Here is a 22974-nt window from a genome sequence, read left to right on the forward strand (position 1 = left end):
TTGTTTTATTATTAAGATTAATTGGGTTTGTTGCGGCTCAGGTTTCTGTGAAAGAAATCTGGGCCGTATATTATTTATTATCAGGTAGTTTTTGTGCAGACAGACTATATTTCATATTTTTGCAAGAAATATACCAATATCCAAATGACACAAGAGGAAAGAAAAAAAATAATAGACTTGGTAAAGTTGGAAGTTGTTCCGGCTATTGGGTGCACAGAACCTATTGCTGTGGCTTTATGTGTAGCTAAGGCTGCCGAAACATTGGGATGTAAGCCTGAAAAGATAAGCGTTGTTTTAAGTGCTAATATTCTGAAAAATGCCATGGGGGTGGGCATACCTGGTACGGGTATGATTGGTTTGCCTATTGCAGTTGCTTTGGGTGCACTGATTGGAAAATCTGAATATCAACTTGAGGTATTGAGAGATAGTAGTACTGAGGCTGTAGAAGAAGGTAAGCGATTCATTGATGAAAAACGAATTCATATTTCACTGAAAGAAGATATTACCGAAAAGCTGTACATCGAGGCCATTTGTGAATCTGCTGGAGAGAGTGCAAAAGCAGTAATATCCGGAGGACATACCTCTTTTATTTATATTTCTCGTGGAGAAGAGGTCTTGTTTAATAAGCAGTCTGCAGGAGAAGAAGTGGATGAAGAGGCTTCTTTAAACCTGACACTTCTTAAAGTTTATGATTTTGCGTTGACAGCTCCATTGGATGAGATACGTTTCATTCTTGAAACTGCCCGCCTGAATAAAGCAGCGGCTGAGAGTTCTTTCAAAGGGAATTATGGTCACTCACTAGGCCGAATGCTTCGAGGCAATAAAGAGCGAGAGATGTTAGGCAATGGAACACTGTCTCACATTCTTTCTTATACTTCCGGTGCTTGTGATGCTCGTATGGCTGGTGCGATGATTCCGGTCATGAGTAACTCCGGTAGTGGCAATCAAGGTATATCTGCTACACTTCCGGTGGTGATTTATGCTGAAGAAAATAATAAGTCGGAAGAAGAGTTGATTCGTGCATTGATGATGAGTCATCTTACGGTGATATACATCAAGCAAAGTCTTGGACGTCTTTCCGCTTTGTGCGGCTGTGTGGTGGCGGCCACGGGTTCAAGCTGTGGCATCACTTGGTTGATGGGAGGCGATTTCCGTCAAGTAGCTTTTTCGGTACAGAACATGATCGCTAACTTAACAGGCATGATCTGTGATGGTGCTAAGCCTAGTTGTGCTTTGAAGGTGGCTAGTGGCGTTTCCACTGCCGTGCTTTCTGCTATGATGGCGATGGAGAATAAATGTGTGACCTCTGTAGAAGGTATTATCGACCAAGATGTAGATCGCAGCATCCGCAATCTGACCCTTATCGGTTCTCAGGGAATGAATGAAACCGATAAACTGGTTCTTGATATTATGACACATAAAAGCTAATTCAGTTTCCAGAATTGCTTTGTTATTCCTCTACGAAAGGTACTTCAAACAAGGTCTTTTGTCAATGTTTAGGAAACCCACTCAGGAGCCTTGTGGGAGGGGTTTGGTGAATTAACTAGATCAGCGTGGTGAATTAACTACTTCACCGCGCTGATCTAGTTAATTCACCGCGCTGATCTAGTTAGCTCTCTTTGAGATGTGCTATATGTAAATAATAATTTGTTGACGAACAAAAAAATGCAGCAAATATCTCATTGCTGCATTTCCCTTATACTATAAATGTAGAGTGCTTAGTGTCCACCGCATCCGCAGTTTCCACCACAACCACAAGCTTCACCTTCTTCTTTTTCTTCATTGTTGCCACATCCGCATCCGCCGTCGCCACAACCATCACTGCCGCAACCATCACTTCCACAGCTGCATCCGCCGCCTTCACCGCTCATCATGTTCACCATACCTTCAATTTCGGCATTGGTTGCTGCACGGTTTTCAACTACTTCGCCGATAAAAGTCAAATCGTTCCCGGCCAAAGGATGATTCATGTCCATTACTACAACGTCGTCTTTAACCTCTACAACAGTTCCGTTTATACGGTGACCTTCAGAATCCATCAAAGGAACTAGGTTTCCTTCATAAATTCTTTCAGAATCGAAATGCCCGTCTACTTCAAAGATTTGTTTTGGTAGATCAAGTACGTGTTCATCGTCATAATCGCCATAAGCTTCTGCAAAGGGAATGGTGAACTCGAAGTTTTCTCCTACAGCAAGGTCTTTAATTTGGTCTTCGAAAGATTCCAAAGTAGTTCCCAGTCCTGTTATAAACTGGAATGGGCGTTCAATTGTTGCTTGCTCTACCATGTCTCTTTCTCCATCATCTGTAACGTATAATTCATATGCTACAGTGATATACTTGTTTGCTACCGTTTCCATTTCTTGTTTTTATTATGTAGTTAATAATACCCGTATAATACGGGCTGCAAAGATATAAATAATTTAATTCTTGATCAGAATATAAGAGCTTAAATTTCAGATTATTAAGCTCTTTATTCGTTCTACTATATTCTATTTACCTAATTTTCAAATCGTTGCTAATGAAACTATTATGTGATAAACTAGGGGTTTATGACCTTGTTTTCTTACGATTATTTATTAATGAACGTTTTTTTTCTTCGATTTGTTTGGAGATTATGAAAAAGCCGTTACCTTTGCAGCACGATTTAGAAAAATAAACGTTGAATTATGAATAGAAATACATCTATTAACCTGTCTCTGCTGGATATTATTAGCGTCGTGGTGGTCCCATCAAGAGCGTGAGGAAGGTTTGTGTATGTATATTCGTACAATAGAGATATTAATTGGAGCCTTTCTCACTATGTGAGGGAGGCTTTTTAATTATAACTAAAGGAATAAAACAATGAAAAAGCAGTTACGCAGTTCGTTTAGTACACAAGGTCGCCGCATGGCAGGTGCTCGGGCATTATGGGCAGCCAACGGTATGAAGAAGGAGCAATTGGGGAAACCTATTATCGCTATAGTCAACTCATTTACGCAATTTGTGCCTGGCCATGTACATTTGCATGATATAGGTCAGAAGGTGAAAGTCGAAATTGAAAAATTAGGCTGCTTTGCTGCTGAATTTAATACGATTGCCATTGATGACGGTATTGCCATGGGGCATGACGGCATGCTTTACTCTCTTCCTTCAAGAGACATTATTGCTGATAGTGTGGAATATATGGTGAACGGTCACAAAGCGGATGCAATGGTATGCATTAGTAATTGTGATAAGATTACTCCCGGAATGTTAATGGCTGCGATGAGGCTAAACATACCAACTGTTTTTGTTTCAGGTGGACCGATGGAGGCTGGAGAGCTTGATGGACAGCATCTTGATTTGGTTGATGCCATGGTTAAGTCGGCCGACGAAAATGTGAGCGATGCTGAAGTGGCAAAGATCGAACAAAATGCTTGCCCAACGTGTGGCTGCTGTTCGGGAATGTTCACTGCTAACTCGATGAACTGCCTCAACGAGGCAATTGGTTTGGCACTTCCGGGTAACGGAACTATTGTGGCTACGCATGCCAATAGAGCACAGTTGTTTAAAGATGCTGCGAAGCTGATTGTAGAAAATACTTTTAAATATTATGATGAAGGCGATGAGAGGGTATTACCTAGAAGCATTGCTACTCGTGCCTCTTTCTTGAACGCAATGACGCTGGATATTGCCATGGGAGGTTCAACAAATACAGTCCTTCATCTACTAGCGATAGCCCACGAAGGTGAAGTTGACTTTACAATGGATGATATTGATGCGCTTTCACGTAAAAGTCCGTGCTTATGCAAAGTGGCACCAAATACTCAGAAGTATCACATTCAGGACGTTAACCGTGCCGGAGGTATTATGGCTATTATGGGTGAACTGGCCAAAGGCGGATTCATCGAAACGAATGTGAATCGTATAGACGGAATGACGTTGGCTGAAGCAATAGATAAGTGTTGTATCACCAGTCCGAATGTGTCCGATGAAGCTATCAAAAAATATAAGAGTGCTGCAGCAGGCAGGTTTAACCTTGTGCTTGGTTCGCAAGATGTTTATTATAAGGAGTTAGATACTGATAGAGCTACCGGTTGCATTCGTGATGTGGAGCACGCTTATTCTAAAGATGGTGGACTGGCTATACTGAAAGGAAACATCGCTCAAGATGGATGTGTGGTGAAGACAGCAGGTGTAGACGAAAGTATTTGGAAATTTATCGGTCCGGCTAAAGTGTTCGATTCACAAGATGCTGCTTGTGAAGGAATCTTAGGAGGAAAAGTCGTCAGTGGAGATGTGGTCGTCATCACTCACGAAGGGCCTAAGGGAGGACCGGGTATGCAAGAAATGCTTTATCCCACCTCTTATATTAAGTCTCGTCATTTGGGCAAAGAATGTGCGCTTATTACTGATGGACGCTTTAGTGGAGGAACATCCGGACTAAGTATCGGTCACGTATCTCCTGAGGCAGCTGCCGGAGGCAACATTGGTAAAATCCAAAATGGAGATATTATTGAAATCAATATACCTGAGAGAACTATTAATGTGAAACTGACGGATGAAGAGCTGGCTGCGCGCCCGATGACTCCCGTCACCCGTGAACGAAATGTGCCGAAGAGCCTTAAAGCCTATGCAAGTATGGTTAGTTCTGCAGATAAGGGGGCGGTTCGCTTGATTGATTAATATAGTACGAACAGAAGAAATAGATAGAACAATGGAAAAGCAACTCATAACCGGGTCGGAAGCATTAATTCGCTCGTTGATTCATGAAGGGGTAAAAACTGTTTTTGGCTATCCTGGTGGAGCTATTATGCCAGTTTACGATTGTTTATACGATTACAAAGAAAAACTGAATCATGTGCTTGTGCGCCATGAACAAGGTGCTACGCATGCCGCACAAGGATATGCCAGAGTATCGGGAGAAGTGGGCGTTTGTTTAGTAACCAGTGGACCGGGAGCCACGAATGCTGTAACCGGAATTGGAGATGCTATATTGGATAGTACCCCAATGGTTGTTATTGCCGGACAAGTAGTGGCATCTTTGCTTGGTAGCGATGCCTTTCAGGAAATAGATTTGGTGAGCATCACTCAACCAATCACAAAGTGGAGCTATCAGATACGTCGCGCCGAAGATATACCTTGGGCGGTAGCTCGTGCCTTTTACATTGCTCGTAGCGGAAGACCGGGACCTGTGGTACTTGACTTTGCTAAAAATGCACAGTTTGAAAAGGTGGAGTATGCACCTTGTAAGTTAGACTATATTCGTAGTTATGTACCTGCCCCTGAAGTGAATATGGACGCCATAGCGCAAGCTGCGGAACTTATAAATTCGGCTAAAAGGCCACTGGCTCTTGTGGGACAAGGAGTCGAATTAGGAGGGGCGCAAGAGGAACTACTCGATTTCTTGGAAAAAGCTGATATACCTGCAGGATGTACTTTGTTAGGACTCTCGGCTTTGGCTTCTGGACATCCTTTAAATAAAGGAATGTTGGGTATGCATGGCAATCTAGCACCAAATATCAAGACGAATGAATGTGATGTGTTGATTGGTATCGGGATGCGGTTCGATGACCGTGTGACGGGCAATCTTAAAACGTATGCCAAGCAAGCTAAGATTATCCACTTCGATATTGATCCTGTGGAGGTAGACAAAAATGTGAAAAGTGATGTCGCAGTGTTGGGCGATTGCAAAGAAACGCTTACTGCTATAACGAAACTCCTCAAAAAGAATACGCATCGCGAATGGCGGGATAGTTTTAAGGAGCACGAAGAAAAAGAATATAATCAGGTTATAGAGAAGGAACTCAACCCGATAGAAGGTCCAATAACCATGGGCGAAGTAGTAAATGCAGTGACTGAAGCGACTAATAATGAAGCCGTACTTGTTACCGATGTAGGTCAAAACCAAATGGTGGCAGCACGCTATTTTCGTTTTACGAAGAAAAGAAGCATGGTCACCTCGGGTGGTCTTGGCACAATGGGCTTTGGTTTGCCGGCCGCTATTGGTGCAGCTTTTGGTGCACCCGGTAGAACGGTTTGTTTATTCTGTGGTGATGGCGGTTTGCAGATGACTATACAAGAATTCGGTACCATCATGGAGACAGGTATTAATGTGAAGATTATTCTGTTGAATAACGACTTTCTTGGAATGGTGCGCCAATGGCAGGAGCTTTTCTTTCAGGAGAGATATTCAAATACTCCAATGATAAATCCCGATTTTATTATGATTGCAGCGGCATACGGTATTAAAGGACATAAAGTGGTGCAACGTGCTGATTTATCGGGAGCTATCGAAGAGATGCTTACTACCCCCGGATCGTTCCTTTTGGAAGTAGCGGTAAGAAAAGATGGTATGGTGTATCCGATGATACCTGCCGGGGAGACAGTGACAAACATGTTGTTAGGTTAATAAAGAAAGATTATGGATAAAACATTATATACCCTCAACGTTTATTCGGAGAATATCGCTGGTATTCTAAATCAGATTACCACTATATTTACCCGTCGACAGTTGAACATAGAGAGCTTGAATGTCTCGGCGTCTTCTATTAAAGGTATCCACAAATATACAATTACGTTATGTACCGATGAAGATACGATACAGAAGGTTACTAAGCAGATAGAGAAGCGTATTGATGTGGTACAGGCTCATTACTTTACCGATGATGAAATCTTTTATCGGGAGATTGCTCTCTATAAAGTTCCTACACAGGAATTATTGGAAAGCAATCAAATAGAATATATTGTAAGTAGACATAATGCACGCATTATTGAAGTGAACTCCACCTTTCTGGTGATTCAGAAGTCGGGTACTACGGAGGAAACGCAGTCGCTTTATGATGATCTGATAGAAATTGGCATTTTACAGTTTGTACGCTCGGGACGTATTGCTATCACTAAAAGTTGTGTAGAGAAACTTAGCGAATACCTTACTGAAAGAGAAGAAAAGCACATTCGGTGCAAAAAGAACTGTGAAGAATGAGTGACGAAGATAGTAAGCATAGTAAGGTTGGAACGTATCATTTTGTAGCGGAACCTTTTCATGTTGATTTTAACGGTAGACTGACAATGGGGGTATTAGGCAATCATCTGCTGAACTGTGCCGGATTTCATTCTACTGACCGTGGCTTTGGTATCGCTTCTCTTAACGAAGACAATTATACTTGGGTGCTATCTCGCTTAGCTATTGAACTGGATGAGATGCCTTATCAGTACGAAGAATTTACGATTCAGACGTGGGTGGAAAATATCTACCGCCTCTTTACTGATCGTAACTTTGCTATTATTAATAAAGATGGAAAGAAGATAGGTTATGCTCGTTCGGTGTGGGCGATGATCAACCTTGCCACTCGTAAACCGGCTGATCTGTTGGCTTTGCATGGAGGTGGTATTGTTGATTATGTATGCGAAGAATCTTGTCCGATAGAAAAGCCTTCGCGTATTAAGGTTGACACACAAGAGATTGTCTCGGTTATAGTGGCAAAATATAGTGATATTGATATTAATGGACACGTCAATAGCATTCGCTACATAGAGCATATTCTCGATCTGTTTCCTATTGAAATGTATAAGACAAAACATATCCATCGTTTCGAAATGGCTTATGTTGCTGAAAGTTATTATGGTGATGAGTTATCGTTCATCAAACAACAAGTCGCTGAAGGAGAATATCATCTGGAAGTGAAGAAGAACGAAGACGAAGTCGTTTGTCGTTCGAAAATAATATTTGAGTAAAAGTTTAAATAATATATTAATAATCAGTCGTCTATCCGTTATCGCGGAAGAGAAGGCTTAAAAACTAAAACAAAATGGCACAAATGAATTTTGGCGGGGTTACCGAAAATGTGGTAACACGTGAAGAATTTCCGTTAGAAAAAGCGCGTGAGGTATTGAAAGATGAAGTTATTGCTGTTATCGGTTATGGTGTACAAGGTCCGGGCCAGTCGCTGAACTTGCGCGACAATGGATTTAATGTAATCGTAGGCCAACGCAAAGGTGGCAAAACATGGGAAAAAGCTGTAGCCGATGGTTGGGTACCAGGCGAAACTCTTTTCGATATTGCTGAAGCTTGTCAACGTGCAACAATTATCCAATACTTACTTTCGGATGCTGCCCAGATTGAAGTATGGCCAACAGTAAAAGAAAACCTGACAGCCGGAAAAGCTCTTTATTTTTCTCATGGCTTTGGTATCACATACAAAGAACGTACCGGTATCGTTCCTCCTGCTGATGTAGATGTTATTCTGATAGCTCCTAAAGGTTCGGGTACTTCTCTTCGTACTATGTTCCTCGAAGGTCGTGGTTTGAACTCTTCTTATGCTATCTTCCAAGACGCAACCGGTCACGCATGGGATCGTGTTGTTGCATTGGGTATCGGTGTTGGTTCAGGTTACTTGTTCGAGACAACTTTCAAACGTGAGGTTTATTCAGACCTTACCGGAGAACGCGGTACATTGATGGGTGCTATCCAAGGATTGTTGCTTGCTCAATATGAGACATTGCGTGAGAACGGACATACTCCTTCTGAAGCATTCAACGAAACAGTAGAAGAACTGACTCAATCATTGATGCCTCTTTTTGCAAAGAACGGTATGGATTGGATGTATGCAAACTGTTCCACTACAGCTCAACGTGGTGCTCTTGATTGGATGGGACCATTTCACGATGCGTCAAAACCTGTATTCGAGAAACTTTACCACGAAGTAAAAGTCGGAAACGAAGCACAACGTTCTATTGATTCTAACTCTCAACCGGATTACCGCGAGAAGTTGGATGAAGAACTTCGTCAACTTCGCGAAAGCGAAATGTGGAGAACAGGAGCTGTTGTTCGTAAGTTGCGTCCGGAAAATAATTAATTGATTAGCAATTTTAAATAGTAGGGGATGTCCGTTGGGGCATCCCTTTTTTTGTTTGTACTGCATTGATTCATCCTACTCTTGTTTATTGGATACATCTTTATTTAGATAAAACTGACGCTTCTTGGGTAAGCTTTGTCTGGATGATGGATACACACCATGCAGAACCCGGTCCCATATGGTTTGTGTTGACGCTTCTGTTTATTGAAACGGTTTATGCTTTTTATCGTCGTTTCTTTGCCGGCACTTTATCTAAATTGATTCCTGATAAATTGCCTTCAACAACAGGGATATTCATGTTTATGATTTTAACAGGGTTTGTAGCTTATCTTATTCGAATGGTTTATCCGGTCGGTACCTCTTTCTTTGGCTTGCAATTTGGTTTTTTCTCTCTTTATATCGGTATGTATCTTGTGGGTATTATCGCTTGTCGATGCAATTGGATGGAACAATTAACATTGAAAGGCGCTATCCCTTGGTTTGCCCTTTCGCTTATTTGTATTCTTATATTAATGATTGCAACAAGGGCAGAAGACGTTACTCCTTTCCTTGGAGGACTTAATCTGTCAGCCCTGTTTTATGCCATGTGGGAGCCGGTGATGTGTGTTGGTATTAGCTATTTTCTATTGGCATTTTCTAAAGAATATTTCAATAGACCGAATAAATTTATTCTCACCCTTTCCGGTGACAGCTACGCTGCTTACATTATTCACCCAATGGTGGTAGTATGCTGTACTTTCTTAGTTGAGCAACTTTCTGCTTCACCTTTAGCAAAACTTGCTTTAGTTCTGGTTATAGGCATTCCATGTTGTTTTGCAATATCTCATCTGTTTAGATTAATACCGGGAATGAAGAAAGTATTTTAATGGTTTTCTTGCTAAGTATTGGCAAAGTTGATGTGAATTCATTTATCTTTTGTGATAAATGTTATAGGCCTAATCTTAACAGCTTACGCCCGTAAACCGAAGTGTTTTTAATCGAGAAAGAGTTTAATGATGACATCTAAAGTAGTTAATAGTAGGTTCATGCGAATAATGTGAGTGAATCTATTATATTCTTAGTTGATATGAAATATCCGATAATAAGGAGAACTGAGAGATAAATGTACCTTTTCTTTGGCTTGAGCTTACCTCTTATGGCTTGTCAGCTACGCAGAAGGGGTTCTCGCTTTTTTCTTTCTTATAGAAGAATGCTTATAGATTATCTTTATATATTCACCGTATTTTACTGTATTGTTTTCGGTGTTAAGTCATTAAATAGTTCTAGTATTTTATTAAATTAGTAACACCAATTTTTTTATATTATATTAAATATGTATTATTCATATAGTATGCTATTTGTGCTATTATTAATGATAGTGATGCTCTATTTCTTTATTTTACGTCATAATGATCCTTATGATTTTTTTTCGTATTGTCTATTTTTCATATAAAATAGAATAATTGAATTGATATTTATTTCAAATATAAAGCATTTTATCCAATTTAAGTGAAAATTGATTTAATTTGCAATTAATTCACTAATATCTTTTTGTTTATTCAATATTGTTGAAATAATTTGTATTTTTGCAAATATTATGTATTGTATATGTTTGTTCAATTAACTATTATTATTCTAGTATTATATAAAAAAAGAGTATCGCTTATGAAAAAAACGGGAATTACATTATTCTGTATGTTTCTAAGTATCGTTGCATTTGCTCAATTGAAAGCTATAAAAGGTAGCATTATTGACGAGATTGGGGAACCAGTCATAGGAGCTTCGATATTGGTGAAAGGTACAACGACGGGCACGACTACCGATGTCGATGGACGATTTACTTTAACTGTAGCAACGGGTAAAATCTTGGTCATATCATATATTGGTTATGAACGTCAGGAGTTAAAAGCTCAGAATGGTATGAGGGTGAAAATGAAAAGTACAGCAGAAAGTCTTGAGGGAGTTGTTATAACTGGTATGTCCCGTATGGACAAACGTTTGTTTACTGGTGCAACAGATAAATTGAATGCTAGTGATGCTATGCTTAATGGTATTCCTGATATTAGTCGTTCATTAGAAGGACGCTCTGCCGGAGTTTCCGTGCAGAATGTTTCAGGAACTTTTGGTACTGCTCCTAAAATTAGAGTGCGCGGCGCTACATCTATATATGGTAGTTCTAAACCTCTTTGGGTGATTGACGGTGTGATTATGGAGGATGTAAGTGAGGTGAGTGCCGATGCTCTTTCTTCCGGAGATGCCGAAACACTTATTGGATCTGCTATTGCTGGTTTAAATTCAGATGATATAGAGAGCTTTCAGATATTAAAAGATGGTAGTGCTACTTCCATTTACGGTGCAAGAGCGATGGCTGGTGTGATTGTTATTACTACCAAGAAGGGTAAGGCAGGGCAAAGTCGTATAAACTATACTAGTGAGTTGACTTATCGCCTGAGGCCTAGTTATGGGAATTTTAATATATTAAATTCTCAGGACCAAATGGGAATTTATAAAGAGATGCAAGAGAAAGGCTGGCTAAACTATGCTGAAACAGCCAATTATGCTGAAAGTGGTGTTTATGGTAAAATGTACGAGCTAATGAATACGTACGATGAAACTACTGGTCAATTTTTATTACGAAACGACAAGGAAAGCCAATATGGTTATTTGAAAAGTGCGGAAATGAGGAATACAAATTGGTTTAGTGAGTTATTTAATGAAAATATTTCGCAAAATCATTCAATGAGTATTTCATCTGGAAATGAGAAAGCAAGTTATTACGCATCATTGAGTGCAATGCTTGATCCTGGATGGTATAAACAGAGTGAGGTGAATCGATACACTGCCAATTTAAATGCAAACTATAGAATTTTAGATAATCTTACGTTTAATATGATTTCTAATGCTTCGTATCGTAAGCAAAAAGCGCCTGGTACACTTAGCCAGGATGTGGATGCTGTTTCGGGTAAGGTAAAGAGAGATTTTGATATAAATCCGTACTCGTATGCCTTAAATTCTTCTCGTGCGCTAGATCCGTCTGTTTACTATACAAGTAATTATGCTCCATTTAACATTGTGCATGAACTGCAATCTAACTATATTGACCTGAACGTGACAGACCTTAGATTTCAGGGGGAGTTGAGATGGAAAGTTATACCTGAGTTGGAATTAAGTGTGCTGGGAGCAGTTAAATATTCGGCAACTTCTCAAGAGCATAATCTGTTGGATAATTCAAACCAAGCTGAAGCTTACAGAGCAATGAGTACCAGTGTCATCCGTGATAATAACCCGTTATTGTATACAGATCCCGATAATCCTTATGCATTACCTATTTCTATCCTGCCCAATGGTGGCATTTATAAAAGAACAGATAATCGTATGAATGGATATGACTTCCGTACAACAGCTAGTTGGAATCATACTTTTAATAGAATACATATATTGAATCTTTTTGGTGGAATGGAATTGAATAGTATTGATCGTGAGAAGAGCTATTTTAATGGCTGGGGAATGCAATATTCTAAGGGGGAAATTCCATTTTATGTGTATCAGTTCTTTAAGAAGGGAGTTGAGGATGGCACAAACTATTATTCGTTAGATCATACTAGGGTAAGAAACGCTGCTTTTTTTGGTAATGCAACCTACTCTTATAAAGGTAAGTATACCTTTAACGGCACTTATCGTTATGAGGGTACTAACGGACTCGGTAAGTCTCGTTCTTCTCGTTGGTTGCCAACTTGGAATTTGGCGGGTTCGTGGAATGTGCATGAAGAGGCTTTTTTCAGATCACTAGAACCAACATTGTCACATTTTACTATTAAGGCCTCTTATAGCCTAACTGCAGATAGAGGACCTCTTAAATACACGAATTCTACGGCTGTTATCAAAGCGTATATCCCGTATCGACCATTTTCCAGTGTAAAAGAATCAGGTTTACAGAAGGAACAATCGGAAAATAGTGAGCTGACTTATGAGAAAAAGCATGAATTGAATATTGGTTTTGACGCCGGCTTTTTAAACAACCGCATTAGCGTAGCCTTCGATTGGTACAAGCGTGATAATTTTGACTTGATAGGGCCTACTATAACTACTGGTACAACAGGTGGCGTTATTCGATATGCAAATACTGCTTCGATGCGCTCAAATGGAGAAGAATTAACTATTTCTACGAAAAATATTGTATCTCCGGATTTTAAATGGTCTACGAATTTTATTTTCTCACACACCAAGAACACTGTTACCGATTTGATGTCTCAGTCTAGAGTGATTGATTTGGTGAATGGAAATGGTTTTGCCATGAAAGGTTATCCTGTTAGAAGTTTGTTCTCAATACCTTTTAGAGGGTTAACTGAAGATGGTTTGCCTACTTTTACTAACGAATCTGGTAATTTGACAATTACAGATATTAATTTTCAGGAGCGTAATAAACTAAGTTTTTTAAAATATGAAGGTCCTACAGATCCTACTATTACAGGAAGTTTTGGTAATATATTTTCATATAAAAACATCAAGCTGAATGTGTTTGTAACCTATTCTTTCGGAAACGTAGTTCGTCTGGATGATGTGTTCGATGCTAGATATAATGATTTAACTTCAATGACTAAAGAGTTTAAAAATCGTTGGGTCATTTCGGGAAATACAACTCAGACTAATGTGCCTGTTCTTGCCAGCAGACGACAATACACAAGTTATCCATCTCTGAAAGTTGCCTATAATGCTTATAATTATTCTGATGTACGGGTAGCAAAAGGAGATTTCGTGAGAATGAAAGAAATATCTTTGATGTATGATTTCCCTAAGAGTTGGATAAAAAGGACTCAAATAGCAGATTTATCGGTGAAACTGCAGGCAACTAATTTATTTTTAATTTATGCTGATTCTAAGTTGAATGGACAAGATCCTGAATTTTTTCGGTCGGGAGGTGTTGCGGCTCCTGTTCCAAAGCAATTTACATTGACACTTAAGTTGGGATTTTAATATAAAAAAATATGAATATGAAAATAAATAAATACTACTACGCCCTGTTGTGCATGATCCTTATATTTGCTTCGTGCGATGACTATCTAGATGTTTTACCGGATAACAGAACTGAAATTGATACCGAAGATAAAGTAGGGCAGCTGTTAGTTTCAGCTTATTCTCAAAATAATCCGAATATGCTATTTGAAATGGCTTCTGATAATACAGATAATATGGCTAATAATTATTTAGCATACGATAGATTTCAGATACAGGCTTATCAATGGGATGATATAACTGAGGTTGGTCAAGACGAGACTCCTCAAAATCTTTGGGAAGGTTATTATACAGCTCTTTCTACAGCCAATACAGCATTGGATGCAATTATTAATTTAGGAAATACGCCTACATTGCAGGCTGAAAAGGGTGAAGCCTTGATGTGTAGAGCATATGCCGATTTTATGCTTGCAAATGTATTCTGTGATGCTTATTCGGAATTAACGGCCAGCAAAAAGTTGGGACTTCCATATCCAACAGAACCAGAAACTACTATTTCGCCTAAATATGATAGAGGAACTTTGGCCGAGTTGTATAGCAAGATAGATGCCGATATTGAAGAGGCATTGTCTTTGATAGATGATGCCGCTTATTCTGTGCCTTCTTACCATTTTAATAAAAAAGCAGCATATGCTTTTGCGGCAAGGTTTAATCTATATTATCAGAAATACGATAAGGCAATAGCCTATGCAACTAAAGCATTGGGCGAATCGCCAAAAAGTATTTTGAGAGATTGGGAATCATGGAATAATTTGTCTAAAAATGGTCAAATCCAACCAAATGCTTATGTGGACTCTAATGTCCAGGCAAATTTCTTATTGCAAAGTGTTTATTCTTTGTGGGGAGGCATTGGTGGAAATTACTCAATGGGCGATCGTTACGGGCATGGTACTTATATTTCTAAGAATGAAACGATAGGCGCATCCGGTCCTTGGGGTGAGAATCTAAAAGTTCTTTATTACGGCGCATTTGCCAATTCGAGTCTGCCGAAAGAGGTAATTCGTAAAATTGGCTATTACTTTGAATATACTGATTATTCAAGTGGTATAGGTAATGCGCATTCTGTTTATTCTGTGTTTAATGCTGAGGAAACACTGCTTTGCAGGGCAGAAGCTTATGCTCTAAAGACAGAATATACTAAGGCTGTTGAAGATATCAATACTTTGCTTAGTGTTTTTTCATCAACTAATGGAATTACTTTGGATGAAATAAAGGCGTATTATTCTGCTATTGCTTACTATGCTCCTACAAGCCCAACAGTGAAGAAAAAATTTAATACTGATTTTACCATAGAGACAGGAACTCAAGAACCTCTTTTGCAATGTATTCTTCAGCTCAGAAGGTTGATAACTTTGCATGAAGGTTTACGCTGGCAAGATATAAAACGTTATGGCATGGTTATTTATCGTCGTACAATGAATGCTAATATGAAAGTAGGTGAAGTAGCCGATTCACTTGTTGTAAGTGATCCTCGTCGTGCTATTCAATTGCCACAAGATGTAATTACTGCCGGTATTACTGCTAACCCAAGATGAAAACAAAAAAATAAATCATTATGATAAAAAAAATATTCTTTGGAATGTTAATGCTTACTCTCTCTTTCTCGATCACTAACTGTGAATCGGGTGATGAGTTAAGCTCCGATAGTGTTTTTGGTACTACGGTGGTTGTAAGAGATTCTCTGGAGCGCTGGTTGCTGAAGAGTTATACTTACCCATATAATATAGATTTTAAATATAAGATGGAAGATATTGAATCTGACATGGACTATAACTTAGTGCCTGCAGATTCAGCTAAAGCTGCGAAGCTTGCTATTCTTATAAAGCATCTCTGGCTTGAATCTTATGATGAAGTGGCCGGTGTTACTTTTACCAAGACTTATGTACCTCGTATCATTTATCTTGTAGGTTCAGCTGCTTATAACTCAAACAATACAATTGTGCTGGGAACAGCAGCAGGTGGACTGAAAATTACACTTTATCTTGTGAATAATTTGACGCAAAGCTGGATTGAAGATCCGGAGACACTTAATCATTATTATTTTAAAACGATGCATCATGAATTCGGGCATATTTTAAATCAGAAGAAACCGTATGATGTAAGCTTTAAACTGATATCTGAAGCCTCTTATATTAGCGGTAACTGGTATCAATCGACTGATGTACAGGCGCATCAACGTGGATTTGTGAGTGCTTATGCTCAAAGTGAACCGAATGAAGACTTTGTTGAAAATCTTTCTATATATGTAACCTATTCAAAGGATCAATGGCAGGCCATACTTGATGCAGCAGGTGATGACGGAAAGGCTATTATCTTGAAAAAAATTGCCATAGTGAAAACATATATGAAAGAGTCATGGAAGATTGATTTGGATGAGTTGCGCGATGTTGTTCAAAGACGTCAGAGCGAAATTGAAAATCTTGATTTGGAAACCTTAAAGTAAATAGATAATGAAGAAAATAATATATGCATTACTAAGCTTCTTTTTGGCATGTGGCTTTCAATCTTGTGCTAATGATGAAAAAGAAGTATTCGACAAATCGGCTTCTGAAAGAATGTCCGAAGCTTTGGCTACTTATAGTAACATTTTGCAAGCGCCAAAAAATGGTTGGCTCTTAAAGTACTATGCTGGTACAGGATACTCTTACGGAGGATATAATACGATTGTTTCATTTGCCAACGGGAAAGTCACTGCGGCTTCAGAAATAGCTTCACCGGATGCGGTGTATCATTCGTCGTATGCTCTGGTCAGTGATCAGGGACCGGTGCTTACTTTTAATACTTACAATCCTATTCTTCACTATTTTGGTTCACCATCATACGGCTCTTTAGACGGATATCAGGGTGATTTTGAATTTGTAATAATGAGCGCATCTACAGACTCTATTGTGCTAAAGGGTAAGAAATGGGCTAATAAAATGGTCATGACTCCTATGCCTGAATCAATGAATTGGGAAACCCATTTGGATAGCATAGTTAAAATAGAAGATGAGAATCCGTACATTGACTATAAAGGAGTTGTGGATAATAAGAACGTTAAATTATCTTTTTCAGACAGCTGGCATGTGATGTCTGTTGAAGTAGATGGTTCTATTGCCTCGACGCCAAGTTTTATTTATTCATCTACGGGAATAAAATTTCATACTCCAGTTGATATTGCAGGGCATTCTTTTGAGTCGCTAACATGGAATGTTACTGATACCATTTTTTCGGGAAAAGCAGTTGATGGTACTCTGGGAAGTTTCAAAGTCTACATTTCTCCTGAATATAAGAAATATCTGGGAGCATGGTCTGTTGATATAAACAAGACATTGTATTCTATGCTTGTTTCTGAAAAGGTTCCTGGTCAATCATTTATTGTAAGTGGTCCTAAGTTACCATTCCCGTTTGTCGCTATCTACAATAGTGCTGACGACAAGGTTTCTGTTATATCACAAACTGTAGGTGAATATAATGGATATATAGTCAAACTGTGTCCGTGGGATGCAAAAGCTACTTATTTTACAAAAAATGAGGGCATTGGTATGGAATCTAAAATAACCTCTCTAAACCCTTTAACTTTGACCTTTAGTGATAATGGTATGTGGCCTGGTTATACCATAGATTCTTATCTCTTGTATCTGTTTGATTCTGCTGATGCTTATTTCGGTATATACTCAGGAGGAACTGCCAAATTTCCGTATATAAACGGAGCCGTAAAAGTTAATTAAAAAAAGATTTTATTATGATAACAATAAGAAAAATAGCCAATGTGACTTTAACTTTCTTTGTCTGCTTTTTGGCTTTCACAGGATGTGATGACGATGGTGGTTTGAGTGTAGCTGATAATGAGCTAGTAGTCAAGAAGGTTATTCAAACAGATTTGCCGGCGGCAGGAGGTAGCGGGACTATTACGGTTGTTGCCGATCAAGCATTGGGAGCCGTTGCTGCCGATAGTTGGCTAACTGTTTCCGTATCAGGTGAAGTTATAAATGTATCAGCTACTGAAAATCCTAATTTGACGGGACGTTCTACCTATGTTACAATTAAGGCAGGGACAAAGTCTACTATTATTGCTGTTACGCAATATGGCATATCTTTAATGAAAGATGCGGGCGATCTTAAATTTGGAACGGATGTAGCCGATTCTTTGATCATTAAGTTTAAATCAAATGTGTCTGCTGCTTTTAAACCTTCTAAAGCCTGGATATCCTATTCTGTGGTGGGAGATAGCGTAAAGGTACATGTTGCAGAAAATGTGACAGGATTACCGCGTAAGGGTTATTTACGCTATACTTTGGGGAATATAACTGATTCGATAGGTGTGGTACAGGCTTCTGTAAATGACTATATTGGCACATGGGGAATCTATGGTTATGATGATTCAGGTGCTCTTGAAGCATATTCTGCAACAATTATTGCTGGAGCAGATGGAAATACTCTTACTGGAGACATTGCAGGCTTTTTCTCAGTGAATTATACTTTTGATAATGGATGTATTGTTCTTAATGCTGGGCAGAAAACAGGTACTTATGGATCAGCATCTTATCCAATTTATTTATGTCTTGGAAGTTCATCGTTAGGCTCTTATACTTGGGACAATACAGTCGAGTTTGAGGCTTCTCCATCGGGAGTGGATAAGACAATTGTTTTTGCTGATAATGGCTCTTGGCCTGGAAGAGTTGTTGATGAGATATATATGTACGTATTTACAGCTTCTCCACCTTCTTCCAGTAATAGACTTGGTACATACTTGTACTTCAAAAAGCCATTTATGATAAAGCAATAATACTATTAGAAGGTAGAAATAAATTAGGCATTTTCCTAATTCCAGAATAAGAGGGTGGATGAATCATTGAGGCATTCACCCTCTTTACTTGTGTATGTGTTTAATTTTCCCTTCTCTCCCAATATACTCAAACAATTTTTTGTAGAAAGTATGCATGCTCAATGTAGAAGCATCACCTAAGATGACGAGTTTCATGCGGGCACGGGTGATGGCTACGTTCATTCGTCTCAGGTCGCTAAGGAACCCAATTTGTCCATCGGCGTTGGCGCGTACCAGACTAATGAAGACGACGTCTCGTTCTTGACCTTGGAAACCATCTACGGTGTGAATAGTGATTTGACTGCGGAAGGGGCGAAAGAAGTTACTGCGTTTTACTTCGTTACGGAGATATTGCACTTGGGCCTTGTAGGGTGAGATGAGGCCAAAGTCGATGCGCTCACTTAAAACGCGCTCTTCTCCTATCTTCTTGATATATGTCTCTAACTCTAAAAGTAATAGTTCAGCCTCAGATTTGTTGATGCGGCCGAAGCTTTCACCTACAAATTCTTCGTAAAACTCACAGGCAGAGGTATCAATCCACTCCAACGGAGTATCAAAATCGAGTATGCTGCGGTTGTGCACTTCGGAGGCGGCTTTTATTTCTCCGCCATAGAACCATTCGGAAGGAAAGTGCATAATGGCTTCGTGCATGCGATATTGTATTTTCAGTAAAGATACGGCAGTGGGTTTTGATAGGGCAATTTTTCCCATTAACGTATTCTCTAACCCTCCTTTGGCGGCTTCAATACACTTAATGGTTGGCGGTAACTGACAGTGGTCGCCTGCTAACACTACACGGTCTGCTTTGCGGATGGCTATCCAACAAGCTGCCTCCAAAGCTTGTGCTGCTTCGTCAATGAACAGGGTCGAAAAATGATGGTGGGTGAGTACCCGATGATTGGAGCTGACCAATGTAGAGGCAATAACACGTGTTTGAGAGAAAATATCTTCGTTGATGAGTATTTCTATTTCTGTGGCTCGTTCTTTTAAGCGATTGACGCGGTTTCGGATGCCTTCGCGTTCGGAGTGGCTACCTTTGCGGAGATGGCTACCCATTTCACGAACTGATTTACGGATGCTCCATAGCTCCGTGTAGGCCGGATGACTCTCGAAGCGACGTTCATAAGTAAAAGATAGCATTTTATCGTTCACTCGGGTTGGATTACCGATGCGCAATACGGGTACGCCTCTGTCTACAAGTTTTTCAGCTATCCAGTCGACGGCCGTGTTACTTTGGGCACAAACGAGTACTTGGTTTTCTCGTTGCAAGGTCTCGTAAATTGCTTCGACGAGAGTCGTCGTTTTTCCCGTTCCGGGAGGGCCATGAACAATAGCAACATCTTTGGCTCTCAGTACTTTGTTTACTGCCTCCTCTTGAGTGGTGTTCAACCATGGAAAACGTTGAGGGAACAATTCCCGATTACGAGGAAGAAGAGTACCGAGGAGAGTTTCACGTAACTCGGCAAGACGATTGTTTTTTGCTCGAAGCACATCGGCTAATGCCTCAAACATGGTTCGGTAACTCGTTTCGTCGAAATAGAGCTGTACGCCTAAATGAGCGGCACCTTGTATATCCATTTGTGCCGAGATATTGGGAAGAACAACCACCATTCTTTCTTCATCAGCAAAGCTAATCTGCGAGGTGAAATTGAAATAGTGTATCTGTCCCGAAGTATCTTGCGTGAAGAAGCAAACCGGACGTCCGAATTCAAAAGAATGCTCTATGTCTTTATCTTCTTTTCGTTCTATCTCGATAACCAATTGATTTAGAGAGTTGTAAAAAGTTCGACCAGTTGACACAGGATACCAACATTGGCCTCGTTTGACTTTTCTGCCTATACCCATGGTTTGAGTTTGGCGACGGAATTCTTCTTTTTCGTACTCGTACTCCATACGCAAAAGAAGTTGCTGTTGCTGCAGATCGGAGATAGAATTGCGAATGTCTTTGTTGTTCTTATTCACTTGTATGCTGTGCGGGATAAGTTGCAAAGGTATTTATTTATTCGATGAATAGTTATAAAAAATATCCTTTTTGTTAAACATTACAGGTTTTTTGCTCGTTATAATGTAGATTTATTAATTACGCATAGAGTTTATCAATAAAATAGAAGAATAATGGTACACGATGAGAAAATGTTAGAGGGCTTTTATGCCTCTTATTCAAAAAAAATAGAACAGGCAAAGCAGATTTTAAAGCGTCCACTGACTCTTGCGGAGAAGATATTATATGCTCATCTTTACAATGAGACGGCTTTACAATCTTACAGACGCGGAGAGGATTATGTTGATTTTCGTCCCGACCGTGTAGCTATGCAGGATGCTACGGCTCAGATGGCTTTACTACAATTTATGAATTCCGGCAAAGACCGAGTGGCAGTTCCTTCTACAGTCCATTGCGATCATTTGATTCAGGCATACAAAGGAGCTAAAGAAGATATTGCTACGGCTACGGAGACAAATCGTGAAGTTTATGACTTTCTGAGAGATGTTTCTTCTAAATATGGTATAGGTTTTTGGCAACCTGGAGCAGGAATCATTCATCAGGTAGTGCTTGAGAATTATGCTTTTCCTGGCGGGATGATGGTAGGAACTGACTCTCATACTCCAAATGCAGGTGGTTTGGGCATGGTGGCTATTGGTGTTGGTGGTGCGGATGCGGTAGATGTGATGACTGGCATGGAATGGGAACTTAAAATGCCTAAACTTATTGGGGTGAAACTAACCGGAACACTTAATGGTTGGGCTTCACCGAAAGATGTGATATTAAAATTAGCAGGCATTCTCACTGTAAAAGGTGGAACAAATGCTATTATAGAATACTTTGGCCCGGGTGCAACATCTCTTTCTGCTACGGGTAAGGCAACGATATGCAATATGGGTGCCGAAGTGGGTGCCACAACTTCACTTTTCCCTTATGACGAACGCATAGCAGCTTATCTACGGGCTACTGGGCGGACAGTCGTTGCAGATATGGCTGATAAAGTTTCAGTTGATCTTTGCCCTGATACAGAAGTGGTTGTTAATCCCACGGCTTTTTATGATCGGGTGATTGAGATTGATCTATCTGCGCTCGAACCTTATATCAACGGACCTTTTACTCCTGATGCAGCGACTCCTATTTCTGAATTTGCAGCAAAAGTAAAGGCTAATGATTATCCTCGTAAAATGGAGGTAGGACTAATCGGATCTTGCACTAACTCTTCTTATCAAGATATCGGCAGAGCGGCTTCGGTGATGCGTCAAGCTGTAGAGCAAAAAGTAAAAGTCGCTTCTCCACTTATTGTCAACCCCGGTTCGGAGCAGATACGTGCTACTGCGGAGCGTGACGGAATGATTGCTACGTTTAAGCAGGCTGGAGCAGTGATCATGGCTAATGCTTGCGGCCCATGTATTGGTCAATGGAAGCGTCATACGGATGATCCTACCAGAAAAAACTCTATTGTTACATCGTTTAACCGCAACTTTGCCAAGCGTGCCGATGGAAATCCAAATACATTTGCTTTTGTTGCCTCTCCGGAACTGACGATGGCTTTAACGATTGCCGGTGATTTATGCTTTAATCCATTGACAGATACATTACTGAATGAGAACGGTGAGCAAGTGAAGCTGGCAGAGCCGAAAGGTGATGAACTGCCGAATGAGGGTTTTGCTTCAGGGTTAAGTGGTTATCTGGCTCCTATGGGTGATGGGATGAAGATTTCTGTTGATCCTCAATCTAAGCGCTTGCAACTTCTTACTCCTTTTGATGCTTGGGATGGCTTTGATTTGTTGAATATGCCTCTTTTGATTAAAACTCAGGGTAAGTGTACTACTGATCACATCTCAATGGCAGGCCCTTGGCTTCGCTTTCGTGGGCATCTGGAAAACATTTCTGATAATATGCTGATGGGGGCTGTTAATGCTTTCAATGGTGAAACAAATAAGGTTTGGAATCGCTTGACGGATACTTATGAAACGGTATCGGGCGCTGCAAAGCAGTATAAAGCTGTGGGTATATCTTCTATTGTAGTGGCCGAAGAGAACTACGGAGAAGGTTCTAGTAGGGAGCATGCTGCTATGGAGCCCCGCTTTTTGAATGTAAAGGTCATTTTGGCAAAAAGCTTTGCACGCATTCACGAAACAAACCTAAAGAAACAAGGAATGTTGGCTCTCACATTTGTTAATAAGGAGGATTACGATTGCATACAAGAACGTGATTTTATTTCTGTCACCGGGCTAAAAGAGTTTGCTCCGGGGAAGAACTTTGAAATTATAGTGCAACATGTAGATGGTAGTCAGCATAGCTTTGAAGCACAACATACATATAATGAGCAGCAGATAGCTTGGTTTAAGGCGGGCTCTGCACTAAATACAAAATAA

The 22974-nt window shown here is 39.9% G+C and carries 15 protein-coding genes; 13 read left to right on the forward strand and 2 right to left on the reverse strand.

The genetic code is table 11. From position 1 onward, the window contains the following. Nucleotides 1-144 precede the first annotated feature (144 nt). Entirely contained in the window at nt 145-1428 is a 1284-nt protein-coding gene (locus BQ5338_RS00205; protein WP_071144820.1) for an L-cysteine desulfidase family protein, read from the forward strand. 290 nt (nt 1429-1718) lie between these two features. Here BQ5338_RS00205 and BQ5338_RS00210 read toward each other — a convergent pair whose 3' ends face one another. Further along, nucleotides 1719-2357 (reverse strand): FKBP-type peptidyl-prolyl cis-trans isomerase, encoded by a 639-nt coding sequence (locus BQ5338_RS00210; protein WP_071144821.1) that lies wholly within the window; start codon nt 2355-2357, stop codon nt 1719-1721. 484 nt (nt 2358-2841) lie between these two features. Here BQ5338_RS00210 and ilvD point away from each other — a divergent pair, with 484 nt between their 5' ends. The 11 genes from ilvD to BQ5338_RS00265 all read left to right on the forward strand — a co-directional run bounded on the left by ilvD (nt 2842) and on the right by BQ5338_RS00265 (nt 18576). Then, nucleotides 2842-4644 (forward strand): dihydroxy-acid dehydratase, encoded by a 1803-nt coding sequence (gene ilvD / locus BQ5338_RS00215; protein ID WP_071144822.1) that lies wholly within the window; start codon nt 2842-2844, stop codon nt 4642-4644. 31 nt (nt 4645-4675) lie between these two features. Continuing rightward, the gene (gene ilvB, locus BQ5338_RS00220; RefSeq protein ID WP_071144856.1) at nt 4676-6370 is read left to right on the forward strand and encodes a biosynthetic-type acetolactate synthase large subunit; all 1695 of its coding nucleotides are present in this window, start codon (nt 4676-4678) and stop codon (nt 6368-6370) included. Nucleotides 6371-6382: 12 nt separating this feature from the next. Further along, nucleotides 6383-6943: an acetolactate synthase small subunit gene (gene ilvN / locus BQ5338_RS00225; protein ID WP_071144823.1), complete on the forward strand. Its 561-nt coding sequence runs from the start codon at nt 6383-6385 to the stop codon at nt 6941-6943. Continuing rightward, nucleotides 6940-7695 carry an acyl-[acyl-carrier-protein] thioesterase gene (locus BQ5338_RS00230; RefSeq protein WP_071144824.1) on the forward strand — a complete coding sequence of 252 codons (756 nt, stop codon included), beginning with the start codon at nt 6940-6942 and terminating at the stop codon, nt 7693-7695. Before ilvN ends, BQ5338_RS00230 begins: the two co-directional genes overlap by 4 nt. A gap of 74 nt (nt 7696-7769) precedes the next feature. Beyond that, nucleotides 7770-8816 (forward strand): ketol-acid reductoisomerase, encoded by a 1047-nt coding sequence (gene ilvC, locus BQ5338_RS00235; RefSeq protein WP_071144825.1) that lies wholly within the window; start codon nt 7770-7772, stop codon nt 8814-8816. A gap of 41 nt (nt 8817-8857) precedes the next feature. Continuing rightward, nucleotides 8858-9682, forward strand: a complete 825-nt coding sequence (locus BQ5338_RS00240) for an acyltransferase family protein (protein WP_394331118.1) — start codon at nt 8858-8860, stop codon at nt 9680-9682. Nucleotides 9683-10460: 778 nt separating this feature from the next. Next, nucleotides 10461-13769 carry a SusC/RagA family TonB-linked outer membrane protein gene (locus BQ5338_RS00245; protein ID WP_078063337.1) on the forward strand — a complete coding sequence of 1103 codons (3309 nt, stop codon included), beginning with the start codon at nt 10461-10463 and terminating at the stop codon, nt 13767-13769. An 11-nt stretch (nt 13770-13780) separates the two neighbouring features. Then, complete coding sequence (locus BQ5338_RS00250) at nt 13781-15343, forward strand: RagB/SusD family nutrient uptake outer membrane protein (RefSeq protein ID WP_071144828.1); 1563 nt, start codon at nt 13781-13783, stop codon at nt 15341-15343. A 20-nt stretch (nt 15344-15363) separates the two neighbouring features. Further along, the gene (locus BQ5338_RS00255) at nt 15364-16251 is read left to right on the forward strand and encodes a zinc-binding metallopeptidase (RefSeq protein WP_205409921.1); all 888 of its coding nucleotides are present in this window, start codon (nt 15364-15366) and stop codon (nt 16249-16251) included. Nucleotides 16252-16258: 7 nt separating this feature from the next. After that, nucleotides 16259-17518, forward strand: coding sequence for a DUF4302 domain-containing protein (locus tag BQ5338_RS00260; RefSeq protein WP_071144829.1), 1260 nt, complete (start codon nt 16259-16261; stop codon nt 17516-17518). A gap of 14 nt (nt 17519-17532) precedes the next feature. Further along, nucleotides 17533-18576 carry a BACON domain-containing protein gene (locus BQ5338_RS00265; protein ID WP_071144830.1) on the forward strand — a complete coding sequence of 348 codons (1044 nt, stop codon included), beginning with the start codon at nt 17533-17535 and terminating at the stop codon, nt 18574-18576. Nucleotides 18577-18660: 84 nt separating this feature from the next. On the opposite strand, the gene BQ5338_RS00270 is transcribed toward BQ5338_RS00265, so the two are convergent. After that, nucleotides 18661-20577: an AAA domain-containing protein gene (locus BQ5338_RS00270; RefSeq protein WP_235816349.1), complete on the reverse strand. Its 1917-nt coding sequence runs from the start codon at nt 20575-20577 to the stop codon at nt 18661-18663. A 153-nt stretch (nt 20578-20730) separates the two neighbouring features. Here BQ5338_RS00270 and BQ5338_RS00275 point away from each other — a divergent pair, with 153 nt between their 5' ends. Continuing rightward, complete coding sequence (locus BQ5338_RS00275; RefSeq protein ID WP_071144831.1) at nt 20731-22974, forward strand: aconitate hydratase; 2244 nt, start codon at nt 20731-20733, stop codon at nt 22972-22974.

It is taken from the genome of Bacteroides ihuae, from assembly GCF_900104585.1.
Classification (GTDB): Bacteria; Bacteroidota; Bacteroidia; order Bacteroidales; family Bacteroidaceae; genus Bacteroides; species Bacteroides ihuae.

Coding starts and splice junctions, on each gene's coding strand:
- BQ5338_RS00230 (WP_071144824.1), top strand. CDS start 6,940: ATGAGTGACGAAGATAGTAAGCATAGTAAGGTTGGAACGTATCATTTT.
- ilvD (WP_071144822.1), top strand. CDS start 2,842: ATGAAAAAGCAGTTACGCAGTTCGTTTAGTACACAAGGTCGCCGCATG.
- ilvB (WP_071144856.1), top strand. CDS start 4,676: ATGGAAAAGCAACTCATAACCGGGTCGGAAGCATTAATTCGCTCGTTG.
- BQ5338_RS00255 (WP_205409921.1), top strand. CDS start 15,364: ATGATAAAAAAAATATTCTTTGGAATGTTAATGCTTACTCTCTCTTTC.
- BQ5338_RS00260 (WP_071144829.1), top strand. CDS start 16,259: ATGAAGAAAATAATATATGCATTACTAAGCTTCTTTTTGGCATGTGGC.
- BQ5338_RS00275 (WP_071144831.1), top strand. CDS start 20,731: ATGGTACACGATGAGAAAATGTTAGAGGGCTTTTATGCCTCTTATTCA.
- BQ5338_RS00250 (WP_071144828.1), top strand. CDS start 13,781: ATGAATATGAAAATAAATAAATACTACTACGCCCTGTTGTGCATGATC.
- ilvC (WP_071144825.1), top strand. CDS start 7,770: ATGGCACAAATGAATTTTGGCGGGGTTACCGAAAATGTGGTAACACGT.
- BQ5338_RS00210 (WP_071144821.1), bottom strand. CDS start 2,357: ATGGAAACGGTAGCAAACAAGTATATCACTGTAGCATATGAATTATAC.
- ilvN (WP_071144823.1), top strand. CDS start 6,383: ATGGATAAAACATTATATACCCTCAACGTTTATTCGGAGAATATCGCT.
- BQ5338_RS00245 (WP_078063337.1), top strand. CDS start 10,461: ATGAAAAAAACGGGAATTACATTATTCTGTATGTTTCTAAGTATCGTT.
- BQ5338_RS00205 (WP_071144820.1), top strand. CDS start 145: ATGACACAAGAGGAAAGAAAAAAAATAATAGACTTGGTAAAGTTGGAA.
- BQ5338_RS00265 (WP_071144830.1), top strand. CDS start 17,533: ATGATAACAATAAGAAAAATAGCCAATGTGACTTTAACTTTCTTTGTC.